Annotated in this window: 9 protein-coding genes and 1 pseudogene; all 10 read right to left on the reverse strand. The window is 68.6% G+C overall.

Going from position 1 to position 12,160, the window contains the following annotated elements; all coding sequences use genetic code 11:
* Nucleotides 1-36: 36 nt before the first annotated feature.
* The gene (locus tag QM789_RS15930) at nt 37-384 is read right to left on the reverse strand and encodes a DUF3775 domain-containing protein (protein WP_420352826.1); all 348 of its coding nucleotides are present in this window, start codon (nt 382-384) and stop codon (nt 37-39) included.
* A gap of 54 nt (nt 385-438) precedes the next feature.
* The gene (locus QM789_RS15935) at nt 439-1,575 is read right to left on the reverse strand and encodes a DNA recombination protein RmuC (RefSeq protein ID WP_420352827.1); all 1,137 of its coding nucleotides are present in this window, start codon (nt 1,573-1,575) and stop codon (nt 439-441) included.
* Nucleotides 1,575-3,392 (reverse strand): DNA mismatch repair endonuclease MutL, encoded by a 1,818-nt coding sequence (gene mutL, locus QM789_RS15940; RefSeq protein WP_420352828.1) that lies wholly within the window; start codon nt 3,390-3,392, stop codon nt 1,575-1,577. Before mutL ends, QM789_RS15935 begins: the two co-directional genes overlap by 1 nt.
* Before the next feature lie 42 nt (nt 3,393-3,434).
* Nucleotides 3,435-4,740: pseudogene (locus QM789_RS15945) on the reverse strand (M16 family metallopeptidase).
* Nucleotides 4,737-6,092, reverse strand: a complete 1,356-nt coding sequence (locus QM789_RS15950) for a M16 family metallopeptidase (protein WP_420352829.1) — start codon at nt 6,090-6,092, stop codon at nt 4,737-4,739. The pseudogene QM789_RS15945 and the gene QM789_RS15950 overlap by 4 nt, the downstream one beginning before the upstream one ends.
* Before the next feature lie 87 nt (nt 6,093-6,179).
* On the reverse strand, nt 6,180-6,713 hold the full coding sequence (locus tag QM789_RS15955; protein WP_420352830.1) for a DUF3035 domain-containing protein: 534 nt from the start codon (nt 6,711-6,713) through the stop codon (nt 6,180-6,182).
* Nucleotides 6,714-6,778: 65 nt separating this feature from the next.
* A complete protein-coding gene (gene lspA / locus QM789_RS15960; protein ID WP_420352831.1) occupies nt 6,779-7,258 on the reverse strand; it encodes a signal peptidase II in 480 nt (159 codons plus the stop codon).
* A 183-nt stretch (nt 7,259-7,441) separates the two neighbouring features.
* Nucleotides 7,442-9,028 (reverse strand): bifunctional phosphoribosylaminoimidazolecarboxamide formyltransferase/IMP cyclohydrolase, encoded by a 1,587-nt coding sequence (purH, locus tag QM789_RS15965; protein ID WP_420352832.1) that lies wholly within the window; start codon nt 9,026-9,028, stop codon nt 7,442-7,444.
* An 18-nt stretch (nt 9,029-9,046) separates the two neighbouring features.
* Nucleotides 9,047-10,780 carry a heparinase II/III family protein gene (locus tag QM789_RS15970; protein WP_420352833.1) on the reverse strand — a complete coding sequence of 578 codons (1,734 nt, stop codon included), beginning with the start codon at nt 10,778-10,780 and terminating at the stop codon, nt 9,047-9,049.
* A gap of 69 nt (nt 10,781-10,849) precedes the next feature.
* Nucleotides 10,850-12,103 (reverse strand): RsmB/NOP family class I SAM-dependent RNA methyltransferase, encoded by a 1,254-nt coding sequence (locus tag QM789_RS15975; protein WP_420352834.1) that lies wholly within the window; start codon nt 12,101-12,103, stop codon nt 10,850-10,852.
* Between the last annotated feature and the right edge of the window lie 57 nt (nt 12,104-12,160).

The following is a 12,160-nucleotide window of genomic DNA, read 5'->3' on the forward strand; positions in this document are numbered from 1 at the left end:
GCCGTTACCGCTCGCGGTTTAAAATGCCGCGCATTCTCAGACCGGGCGGTCCACGTCCTCTTCCGCGTCTTCGAGCGAGATGCCGAGCGCGATCAAACCGTCTTCGAGGTAATCGGCCAGCATCGGGATGCCCATCAGATAATCCTCGGTCGGGGCCGAAGCCTCCGCCTTCGCGGTCGCGATCGCCTCGTCCAGTTCCTCTGGCTCGAAGGTCTCCCGCCCGATCCACATCACGGCGGTCAGCGCGGCCTGCTCATCCTCGTTCAGGTTGGCAATGAAGGCGCGCAACTCCCGCCCCTGGCCGGAGCCGGGCACATCGGCGTCGAACTTACGCGCGCGGATGATGATATGGGCGACCTTCGACGGGCTGATCGGCAATTGCATGGGACACCTCCTTGAGCGGATGTTGCGCCGCCCGCGCGCCGGGCGCAAGCGCGATCAGCGCTCGATGCGCAGCACTTTCGCCGGGGGATCCTGCGCCAGTTCCTCGAAATCGAAATTGTCGAGCCGATGCGCGCGTTTGCCGGCCTTTTCGGCAGAGATCTTGATCTCCTCCACGTCCTTCGCCGCCTGAGTGAAATGCCGGTCGAGGTTCGCCACCCGCGCGCTCAGCCGCTCCACGTCCTGATAAAGCGCCGCCAGTTCCTTGCGGATCGCCCCCGCCTGCGCCCGCATCCGCGCATCCTTCAGCACCGCGCGCATCGTGTTCAGCGTCGCCATGCAGGTGGTCGGCGACACGATCCAGACCTTCGCGGCAAAGCCCTCCCGCACCAGTTCCGGGAAATTCGCATGCAGTTCGGCATAGACCGCCTCGGAGGGCAGGAACATCAGCGCGCCATCCGCCGTTTCGCCCTCGATCAGGTAGCGTTCCGAAATCGCCTTGATATGGCTGCGCACCGCGATCCGCATCATCCGCTGCGCCTCGATCAACTGGCTCTGGTTTTCGGCCCGGCGCAGCGCCTCATAGGCTTCGAGCGGGAATTTGCTGTCGATCACGATCGGCCCCGGCGGATTGGGCAGGTGGATCAGGCAATCCGCCCGCCGCCCGTTCGAGAGCGTCGCCTGCATCGTATAACTGTCGGCGGGCAGCGCCTTTTGCACGATGTCATGCAACTGGATTTCGCCAAAGGCGCCGCGGGTCTGTTTGTTCGACAGAATGTCCTGCAATCCCAGAACGTTGCCCGACAGCTTCTCGATATTGGCCTGCGCCTTGTCGATCGCCTCCAGCCGCTGTTGCAGATCCCCCAGGCTGCGCGCCGTGCGCACCGCCGAGCCCTGAAGGCTTTCCGTCATCTGCCGATTCACCTGCGCCAGCCGCTGTTCGACCAGCGCGATCATCTTCGTCTGGCTGACCGCCTGCGTCTCCGACACATGATGCAGCCCGCCCGAAAGCTGCTGCTGCCCGTCCGACAGCGACTGCACCCGCTGCCCCAATGCCGCCAGTTGCGTCATCAGCGGCACCGCCGCCTGCGCCGAACGCCCCGCCGCGCGCAGCACCAGCATGAGCATCACCACGATCAGCGCCACCACGCCAAGCGCCCCCAGCACCACCGGGTCGTTCAGGTCCAATGTCATCACGTCCGTCCGAACAGCCGCTCGATATCGGCCAGCTTCAGTTCCACATAGGTCGGGCGGCCGTGGTTGCACTGGCCGGAATGGGGCGTCGCCTCCATCTCGCGCAGGAGCGCGTTCATCTCCTCGACCCGCATCTGCCGCCCCGAGCGCACCGAGCCGTGGCAGGCCATCCGGCTCAGCACCGCGTCGATCTTCGCCAGAACCAGATCGCTGCTGCCCAGATCCGCCAGTTCATCCAGCACATCGCGCAGCAGCGCACCCGCGTTGATCTCGCCCAGAATGGCCGGGGTTTCGCGCACCGCCACCGCCGATCCGCCGAAGGGTTCGATCGTCAGGCCCAGCCGTGCCAGCGCCCCGGCATGGTCGAGCAGAAGGGCCGCATCGCCCGGCGACAGCTCCACGATCTCCGGGATCAACAGCGCCTGCGCCGCCACGCCGCGCTCCGCCATCTGCCGCTTCAGCCGCTCATAGACCAGCCGCTCATGCGCCGCGTGCTGATCGACGATCACCACCCCGGTTTCGGTCTGGGCGATGATGTAATTCTCATGCACCTGCGCGCGGGCGGCGCCCAGCGGCGCATTCACCGGGGCCGGCACAGGCGCCTCGGCGCGGGCGCTCGGGGGCTGCCAGTCGCGCGCGGCCTCGGCAAACACCGGGGCCTGCGCGGCAAAGCTCGTGCGGATCGCGCCCAGCGAGGGCCGATCCATCTGATAGACCCGGGGCGCGACCGGTTCGGGGCGGAAGGCACCGAGCGTTTCGGTCGCCACCGTCGAGGACGCCCGATGCCCCGCCTCCGCCAGCGCATGGCGGATCCCGGTGACGATCAGCCCGCGCGGCACGCCCGCCTCGCGGAAGCGCACCTCGGCCTTTGCGGGATGGACGTTCACATCCACCCGCTCCGGATCGCAGGAGAGGAACAGCGCCGCCGCCGGATGCCGGTCGCGGCTGAGGAAATCCATATAGGCCGCCCGCAGCGCGCCGATCAGCATCTTGTCCCGCACCGGGCGGCCATTGACGAACAGGAACTGCTCCACCGCCGCGCCGCGCGAATAGGTCGGCAGCGCGGCATAGCCGGTCAGCCGGATCCCCTCGCGCTCCGCATCGAGCCGCACCGCATTGTCGAAGAACTCCCGCCCCAGCACCCGCGCCAGCCGCCCGCCGAGCGCGTCGAACAGCTCGCCCTGCTCCGCATCGGCACGGAAAATCTCCCGCGTGGCGTCGTGCAGGGTGAAGCTGACATAGGGTTCGGCCATCGCCAGCCGCTTCACCACATCGGCGATCGCCTGCGCCTCGGCCCGGTCGGTGCGCATGAATTTCAGCCGCGCCGGGGTGGCAAAGAACAGGTCGCGCAATTCGACCACCGTGCCCCGGTTCAGCGCGGCGGGCTTCACCGCGCCGATCGCGCCGCCCGCCACCGAAATCGTCGCGGCCTCGAACCCCTCGGCGCGCGAGGTGATCGCCAGCCGCCCGACCGCACCGAGCGAGGGCAGCGCCTCGCCCCGGAACCCGAAGGTGTGGATGTTCAGCAGGTCCGATCCGTCGATCTTCGACGTGGCATGGCGGCTGAGCGCGAGCGGCAGATCCTCCGCCGTCATGCCGCAGCCGTCATCGGTGACCCGGATCAGCGTCTTGCCGCCATCGGCATAGCTGACCGCGATCCGCCGCGCCCCGGCATCGAGCGCATTCTCCACCAGTTCCTTTACCGCCGAGGCGGGGCGCTCCACCACCTCCCCCGCCGCGATCCGGTTCGCCGCGGTATCGTCAAGCTGCCGGATCACCGGGCGCGAGGCTGTTATATGGGGGGGCTGCGCATTCATGCCACAATCTGTAGCACAGCCCGAACCAAGGGGGAACAGATTCTACGGCAGGCCCACCGGCTGCCCGACCACGACGAACTGCAACCGCGCCGGATCCATCAGCCGCTTTGCCACGCGGGCAATGTCTTCCTTCGTCACCGCATTCACCCTGTCGTTGCGGGTGTCAATGTAATCGGTCGGCTGCCCGTTCAGCTGCATCCCCACCAGAATGTCGGCGATGGTCGCATTGCCGTCGAAGCGCAGCGGATAGGCGCCGGTCAGATAGGTCTTGGCATCGGCCAGTTCGCGGTCACTGACCTCGCCGCGCGCGGCCTTCGCCCATTCCGCCTGCGTGATCTTCACGGCCTCGGCCACCTTGTCATTGGCGGAGGCGAAGCTGCCCTGCCACACGGCGGACAGATCCTTCGGCACCAGATAGCTGTAGATGCCATAGGTCAGGCCGCGCTTCTCGCGCACCTCGGCCATCAGCCGCGACGAAAACCCGCCCGCGCCGAGGATCTGGTTCAGCACATAGGCCGCGAAGAAATCCGGATCCTCCATCGCGATGCCCTCCTGGCCGAACACGACCATGGATTGCGGGCTGTCGAAGGGCACGACCGTCACGCCCCCGGTGAATTTCGGCGCGACCTCGGGCGGCATCGCGGCGCCCGTTTCGGGCAGGCCGCCCAGCAGCCGGTCGAGCAGCGGCCCCAATTCGTCGGGCGTGATATCGCCCACCGCCGAAACCACCATCCGGTCGCGCGCCAGCACGCGGGCCTTCGCCTCGAACATATCCTCGCGGGTCAGCGCCTTGACGCTTCTCGGCGGTGCCGTTGCGCGAGGTGCCATAGGGGTGATCGGGCCAGACCAGCTTGCGGAAGGCCGCCCCGGCAATCGCGCCCGGATCCTTCTCGTCGCTGGCGATGATCGACAGCACCTGCCCCCGCACCCGGTCCACCGAGGCCTGATCGAAATGCGGATCGGTCAGCGCGCCGCGCAGCAGTTCCACCGCCTTGTCGCGGTTTTCCGTCAGCATCCGGGCCGAAACGCTCAGCGTGTCATCATCGACGTCGAAGCCGAATTTCGCAGCCAGCGCCTCTTGTGCGGCGGCGAAACCCTGACTGTCGTAATCGGCGGAGCCTTCCTCCAGCGTCGCGGTCATCAGGTTGATCTCACCGCGCTTTCCGGGCGCATCGAGCGAGGCGCCGCCACGGAAGCGGATCTCCAGCGCGGTGAAGGGGATGTCATGCGCCTCGACCAGCCAGGCCTTGATGCCACCCGGAGAGGTCACTTCCCGGATGTCGAGCGCCTGCACCGGCAGGGCAAGGACGATCAGCGCGGCGGCGGCGCGGAACAGGGTGCGGATCATTGCGCGGTCTCCTGTGCGGCGGGGGCTTCGGGGGTGCCTTTCGCGACATAGCCGGTGACGGAGGCGGCAGGCACCAGCACCGCCTTCGCCGCCGCCATCACATCGGCCTCGGTCACGGACATCAGCACATCGGGCCAGGCCTGCACATCGTCGATGGTAAAGCCGGAGGCCAGCGCCTCGCCATAGCGCTGCGCGAGGCCCTGGGTGTTGTCCTTCTCATAGATCTGGCCGGCGCGGATCTGGGCGCGGATCCGCTCGAACTGCGCCGGATCGACGCCTTCCTTCAGGAATTCGGCCAGCGCCTCGTCCAGCGCCTTTTCCGCCTCCGGCAGGGACACATCCGGCGCCGGCATCATCGAAATGCCGAAGGTCGTGCGGTCGATCGACATGCCGTCATACCCCGCCGAGACATAGATCGCATCGCCCCGGTCGAACACCAGCTTGCGCGGCAGCACCGAGGTCTGCGCATTGCCACCCAGAATCGCCGCCAGCAACGTCAGCGCGGCGGCCTGCTTCTGATCGCCCGGATTGCGTTCGGGCGCGAGCCAGGTCCGGATCAGATAGGGCTGCGCCACCCGGTCGTCATGAAACTCCAGACGCCGGGCCGCCAGCTGCGGCGGCTCCTGCGCCCGGATCCGGGGCGGAATGTCGGGCGAAGGGTCGAGCGGGCCGTAATATTTCTCGGCCAGCGCCTGCACCTGATCGGGCGTCACATCGCCCGCCACCACCAGCACCGCGTTGTTCGGCGCGTAATAGCGGTGATACCAGGCCAGCGCATCCTCGCGGGTCAGCGATTCCATCTCCTGCCGCCAGCCGATCACCGGCGTGCCATAGGGGCTGTTGAGGAACTGCGCCGCGCGGGCCTGTTCGGTGAACTGCGCGCCCGGATCGCTGTCGATCCGCTGCGAGCGCTCTTCGAGGATCACCTGCCGCTCGGTCCGCCAGTCGTCGGGCGAGATCTTCAGATGCCGCATCCGGTCGGCCTCCATCCGCATCACCAGTTCCAGCCGGTCCGCCGCGATGCGCTGATGATAGGCGGTGTAATCATAGGAGGTGAAGGCATTGTCCGACCCGCCATTGGCCGCGACCGTCTTCGACAATTCGCCCGCCGCCATCGTATCAGTGCCCTTGAACATCAGATGTTCGAGGTAATGGGCGATGCCGGATTTGCCCCGCTGTTCGTCGGCGGACCCCGCCTTGTACCAGACCATCTGCACCACGACCGGGGCGCGGTGATCCTCGATCACCACGGCCTCAAGGCCATTGGGCAGGGTGAAATGGCTGACGGGTCCGGCCTGGGCCGGGCCGAGGGCAAAGACCGCGAAAACGGCGGCAAGGGATGCACGCAACATAGGCTCCTCGTAGGTATCGGCGCCGACTTTACGGGGCCGCACGGCCAAGGCAACCACGGATACGGCGGGTGACGCGGAGTTGACCCCTCAGGGCATCGCGTTCTGGGCTTCGGACGACGGCGGCGAGGCCGGGGTTCGCAGGCCACGGGCACGCCAGCGTTCGGATTCGGCGATCTGGTCGAGCGCCATCGGCGCATAGGCCTTGAAATAGGTGCTGATCGAGAACATCCGCTCCAGCAGGCGGGAGTCATGATCGCGCCGCCATTGCAGATCTTCGGTGGCGAGCGACTGCCGGATCGCCGGATCGGTGCCGAAGCGGCCGATCTGGGCGATGAAGGCGCCATCGGCGGCGACCCCGGCGCCCGGGCGCCCGCCGAGCGCGGTAACCGCATCGGCCTCCGGCGTCGGATCGGTGATGTTGCGCCCGCCCGGCGTGGGCGCGGGCAGCAGCGACAGGTTTTCCGGCATGGTCAGCGGCTTGGTCGGCACGATGGCGAATTCGTCCGGGCCCTGCGTCGTCTTGCGCAGGTGCATCAGTTCGGGCTTCTCCGGCCCGCCACAGGCCGCGACCAGCACCGCAACCGCTCCTGCGATCCCGAGCTTTCCGATTGTCGCGCGCATGGGCCACTCCCTCACCGTTTCGCCCCCTCTTAGCCTATCAAAGCGGTGCCGTCACGCCCCTTGGTTCAGCCCCGGCGTTTCGGTGCCTTGGTCCCGGTGAAGAGCACGAGGCCAAGCGCCCCGGCGAAGATCGCGATGTCGGCGACGTTGAACGACCAGGGGTTGCGCCAGAACGGCAGCGACATGTTCAGGAAGTCGGCCACCGCGCCATAGAGCAGCCGGTCGATGACATTGCCGAGCGCGCCGCCGATCAGCAGCCCGGCCGAAACCAGCATCGCCCGCGTGGGCCGCTGGCGCGAGACCCAGACCCAGACCCAGAGCGTGATGCCGAGCGACAGCACGATGAGCAGCCAGCGGGTGAGGTCGCCCTCTCCGGCAAAAAGGCCGAAGTTCACGCCCTGATTCCACGCCATCTGGAAAGTGAGCCAGGGCGGCAGGACGGCGATGTCATGCACCACATCGAGCCGCATCAGATGCACGACGATGTATTTCGAGATCTGGTCGAGCAGGAAGATCGCCGCGGCGATCAATGCCGTGAGACGCATGGTTGCCTCTTGTCAGGGTGTGTCCTTACGGTCCTGGTTGCGCCCCTGCCGGGGCGCCCGGGGGCGGCTTCGCCGCCATTTTCGCACAGGGCATGAACGGCAGCGGTGGCGGACAAGGCCCGGCGGGTCGGTGGCCGCCCGCAAGCGGGCGGCGGTGAGGCCCGCGGCTTGCGCCGCGGGCGGTCAGTGCCGGAAGTGGCGCATGCCGGTGAAGACCATGGCAAGGCCGCGTTCGTTCGCGGCGTCGATGACCTCCTGATCGCGCATCGAACCGCCGGGCTGGATGATCGCGGTGGCGCCCGCCTCGGCGGCGGCGATCAGACCGTCCGCGAAGGGGAAGAAGGCGTCCGAAGCCACCACCGAACCCTTGGTCAGCGGTTCCGTCAGGCCCAGCACCTCAGCCATGTCGTGCGACTTGCGGGCGGCGATGCGGGTGGAATCGACGCGGCTCATCTGCCCCGCGCCGACGCCGACGGTGGCGCCGTCCCGGACGTAGATGATGGCGTTCGACTTGACGTGTTTCGCGACCTTCCAGGCGAAGAGCAGATCTTTCAGTTCCTGTTCCGACGGGGCGCGTTCGGTGACGACCCGGAGATCCGCCGGGGCGATGCGGCCGTTGTCCTTGTCCTGCACGAGGAAGCCGCCCGCGACCTGGCGGAAGGTGGTGATCGGCGCGGCCACATCCGGCAGGGCGCCGGTGGTCAGCAGGCGCAGGTTCTTCTTCGCGGCGAAAACGGCCTTCGCACCCTCGGTCGCATCGGGAGCGATGACGACCTCGGTGAAGATCCCCGCGATCTCCTTCGCGGTGTCCTCGTCCAGCGTGCCGTTCAGCGCGATGATCCCGCCGAAGGCGGAGGTGCGGTCACAGTCAAAGGCGCGCGCGTAAGCCTCGGCCAGCGTCTTGCCAGTGGCGACGCCGCAGGGGTTGGCGTGTTTGATGATCGCACAGGCGGGCTGATCCACCGGGAATTCCGCCACCAGCTCAAAGGCGGCATCGGTATCGTTGATGTTGTTGTAGCTGAGCTCCTTGCCCTGCCATTGCTTCGCTGTCGCGACGCCGGGGCGGTCCGACCCGTCCAGATAGAAGGCCGCCTGCTGATGCGGGTTCTCGCCATAGCGCAGGGTCTGCGCCAGCGTCCCGGCAAAGGCACGGCGGCGCGGGGTCTCCGCGCCGATCGCCTGCGCCATCCAGGTGCTGACGGCGGCATCATAGGCGGCGGTGCGGGCATAGGCGATCTGCGCCTGCCGCTGGCGGAATTCGTAGCTGGTCGCACCGTCTCCGGCATCCAGTTCCGCCAGAACGGCGGCATAATCCTCGACATCCACCACCACGGTGACGAAGGCATGGTTCTTCGACGCCGCGCGGATCATCGCCGGGCCGCCGATGTCGATATTCTCGATGCAGTCGTCGTAACCCGCGCCCTTGGCCACGGTCTCCTCGAACGGATAGAGGTTCACGACCAGCAGGTCGATCGGCTGGATTCCATGCGCCTGCATCGCAGCGACATGCTCTTCGTTGTCGCGCAGCGCCAGAAGGCCGCCATGCACCACCGGATGCAGCGTCTTGACCCGGCCATCCATCATCTCCGGGAACCCCGTGACCTCGGCCACGTCGCGCACCGACAGCCCGGCCTCGCGCAGCGCCTTGGCGGTGCCGCCGGTGGACAGAAGCTCGACACCGCGCGCGGCGAGCGCCCGGGCAAAGTCGATCAGCCCGGTCTTGTCGGAAACGGAAATCAGGGCGCGGGTGAGGGGGACAGGTCTGGTCACGGCTGGCAGTCCTTATGCTCAGATGTCAAAAGGCAGCGGCATCGCGCCACTGTCGCGGATCGCTGCCGGAGTAACCTGAGCACGTTCCAAGGTCCAGTCGATCCGGACCGCATGTTCGAAGAGCGCGCCGGAAAGCACGATCTGTTTCGCCGGGCGCGGCCTCAGCCGGGTCTTGTCGAGATAGACCGAGGGCAGGAGCGCCATCTCCACCGGCCCATCGAAGCGGAACACCCAGATCTCCCCGGTCCGGAGCGCCATCGACACCGCCCAGCCGCCCATGTCGAGCGTCGCATCCACATCCGGATGCAGGTGGAAATGCACCTTGAACGGCATGCCGCGCAGGCCCGCGCGCACGAAGACCGCATCGAACCGCCTGCGGTCGGCGGTGGACATCGCGCCCAGCGTCTCGGACCCGCGCAGGATCCCGCCGTCGGGCGTGAGCTCCAGTTCGCGGATATGGCTCAGGCCGTGGGTCGCGACATAGCCGTCATGGCCGAACAGGGCATGGCGGGCAGGATCGGCCTCGGGGCGGCACCAGACCTCGCGCGGGGCTTCGTCGAGCCGGGCGCCCGGTTTCCGCGCGGGGCCGAGCCGGGCGGAGGAATAACCATCCAGCGCCAGCGTCGAATGGCTGGACGTAGCGCGCCCCGCCAGATGCCATTCCGGGCCGAACAGCACGCCGGAGCCGGAATTGACGATCAGCGGACGGCGCCCCGATGTCAGTTCAAAGGCCAGCGTCGAGGCATGGGCCGAGGCGCCCGCAGGCGGCGGCGCGGCATCGACGATCACCGATGTGCGCCCGGCATGCAGCCGCACGAAGCCCATCGCCGGACCCTCCGGCGCGGGCTTGCGCGAGCCCGACGCCGCCAGCGCCCCGTCCAGCTTGCCCTCCGCGCCGCGCCCGCCGCCATGGAACCGCGCCAGCCCGCCATCGGCATGGCGCAGCGCCCGGAGCGTGGGCGCGATCCGGGCGATGGCGTGGAAATGCTCGGGCGCCGGGGACCGGCCCGAAGCCGTCAGCACATCCGACGCCCAGATCAGCAGGGAGAAAACCTCCAGCAGTTCCTCGGGGTTGCGGCTGGCAATGCCGCCCTGCGCGTCGATCCGGGTGGCGCATTCGAGCGCCAGCGCCCCCGCGGCCGGAAGCGCCAAGGGCGCCATCCCGGTCAGCGACAGCCCGGCATGGATCAGGCCCGTCAGCGCCTCGAACCGCGCCAGCCCCTCGGGTGCCGAGCGCCAGCGCCGCGACAGGAACCGCGTCTGCCCGCCCAGCGTGCGGAAGAACAGATCCGCCCGGGGCCGGTCGATCCCGCTCATCACCAGAAGCGCATGGTTGATCATCCGCATCAGCCGCCGCCCGGTCAGTTCGGGCGTCCAGCCCGGCCCCTCGCCCCGGCCATAGCGCGCGATCCAGTCGAACACCCAGGCCCGCGCACGCTCCCGCGCAATGCCATCGCCCACCGCCGACAGATCATCGAGCCAGCCGAACCCGTGCAGCGCCTGTTCAAAGCGCGGATCGGGCATCGGCAGATCCCAGATCGACAGCCCCGGCCCCTCGACCAGATAGCCCGCGAACTGGAAATTCCCCGCCAGAAGCTGCCGCCCGCGCGCAAAGGAGCCGATGGTGCGCGGCTCCGGATGGCTGACGAATCCCGTCGCCCCCTGCCCGCGCGCCGCGCGCCGCGCCGCAAGGGAATCGAGCGCCCGCACCAGGGGGCCCCTGCCCGTCCTGTTCATGCCGCCTGCCGCCATCGGTTCCGGGTCTCTTTGCCTCAATGCCATCATATGCGCGGCCCCGTGTCCTGTCACCGCGTTCTGCGGTCACGAATCACGGTAAACGCAAGCAATGAAGAAACCGTCCACGCCGCCCCGCTCCGGCCAGCAATCGGGCCGCAGCCGCAGGCCGGTGGGCACCACCCAATCCGGCTCGATCCCCGGCAGGGTCATGGGCGCCAGCCGCAGCGGATGGCGCGCCATCGCGGCCTCGATCTGCCGCTCGCCCTCTTCGGGCAGCAGCGAGCAGGTGGCATAGACCAGCCGCCCGCCCGGTTTCAGCCAGCCAAGCGCCCGGTCGATCAGCGCCGATTGCAGCGGAAACAGCGCCTTGATCCCCGCCGCGTCCTTGACGAAGGGCAGGTCCGGATGGCGCCGGATCGTGCCGGTGGCGGAACAGGGCGCATCGAGCAGGATCGCGTCGAACGGCGCCTCGGGCTCCCACTCCAGCGCATCGGCCGCCACAACCCGCGCGCGCAGGCCGCAGCGGTCCAGATTCTCGTGCAGCCGCGCAAGGCGGCCCTCGGAAATGTCGAGCGCGGCGACATCCGCCCCCGCCGCCGCGAGTTGCAGCGTCTTGCCGCCCGGCGCGGCGCAGAGGTCCAGCACCCGCTCCCCCGCACGGGGCGCCAGCACCCGCGCGGGAAGCGCCGCGGCGGCATCCTGCACCCACCAGCGCCCCTCGGCATAGCCGGGCAGATCCGTCACCTGCGCCCCCGCGGGCAGCCGCAGCGATCCGGTGGGCAGCAGCTCCGCCCCCAGTTCTTCGGCCAAGGCGACGGGATCGCCCTTCGCCGTCAGGTCGAGCGGCGCGCCCAGAAGATGCGCCGCCTCCATCCGCTGCACCGCGACCTTGCCCCAGGCCGACATCAGCCGCCCCCGCAGCCAGCCCGGAAGCGCGGGCGGCGGCAGGCTCTCCCACCGGGCGGTGTCCTCGGCCACCTTGCGCAGCACGGCATTGGTCAGGCCGGTAAAACCCTCGGTCCGGCGCCCGCCGCTGCGCACCAGCGCCACGGCGGCATTGACCACCCCATGCGGCGGCGCGCCGGTGCAAAGCTCATAGGTCGCCAGCCACAGCACCACCCGCAGATCGGCGGGCGGCGCCTTGCGCAGATGCGGCTTCAGCATCGCCTCCACCCGCCCGAGATTGCGCAGGGTGCCCAGCGTCAGCCGCTGCGCCCGCGCGCGTTCGGGCGGCGACAGGCCGTCGAGCCCCCCCGCCTGTTCGGCCAGCGTCTGCCGGTCCTCGGTAACGCCCACGATCAGCGCGCAGGCCGCCCGGCGGGCAAGGTCGATGCTCATCGCCGGAGCCTTCCCTTGTTGCGATCAGATGCGCGGCGTATATCAGAACCGTGTCCC

It is taken from the genome of Paenirhodobacter sp., from assembly GCF_047600745.1.
Lineage (GTDB): Bacteria > Pseudomonadota > Alphaproteobacteria > Rhodobacterales > Rhodobacteraceae > Rhodobacter.

Coding starts and splice junctions, on each gene's coding strand:
- QM789_RS15930 (WP_420352826.1), bottom strand. CDS start 384: ATGCAATTGCCGATCAGCCCGTCGAAGGTCGCCCATATCATCATCCGC.
- QM789_RS15935 (WP_420352827.1), bottom strand. CDS start 1,575: ATGACATTGGACCTGAACGACCCGGTGGTGCTGGGGGCGCTTGGCGTG.
- mutL (WP_420352828.1), bottom strand. CDS start 3,392: ATGAATGCGCAGCCCCCCCATATAACAGCCTCGCGCCCGGTGATCCGG.
- QM789_RS15950 (WP_420352829.1), bottom strand. CDS start 6,092: ATGTTGCGTGCATCCCTTGCCGCCGTTTTCGCGGTCTTTGCCCTCGGC.
- QM789_RS15955 (WP_420352830.1), bottom strand. CDS start 6,713: ATGCGCGCGACAATCGGAAAGCTCGGGATCGCAGGAGCGGTTGCGGTG.
- lspA (WP_420352831.1), bottom strand. CDS start 7,258: ATGCGTCTCACGGCATTGATCGCCGCGGCGATCTTCCTGCTCGACCAG.
- QM789_RS15970 (WP_420352833.1), bottom strand. CDS start 10,780: ATGGCGGCAGGCGGCATGAACAGGACGGGCAGGGGCCCCCTGGTGCGG.
- QM789_RS15975 (WP_420352834.1), bottom strand. CDS start 12,103: ATGAGCATCGACCTTGCCCGCCGGGCGGCCTGCGCGCTGATCGTGGGC.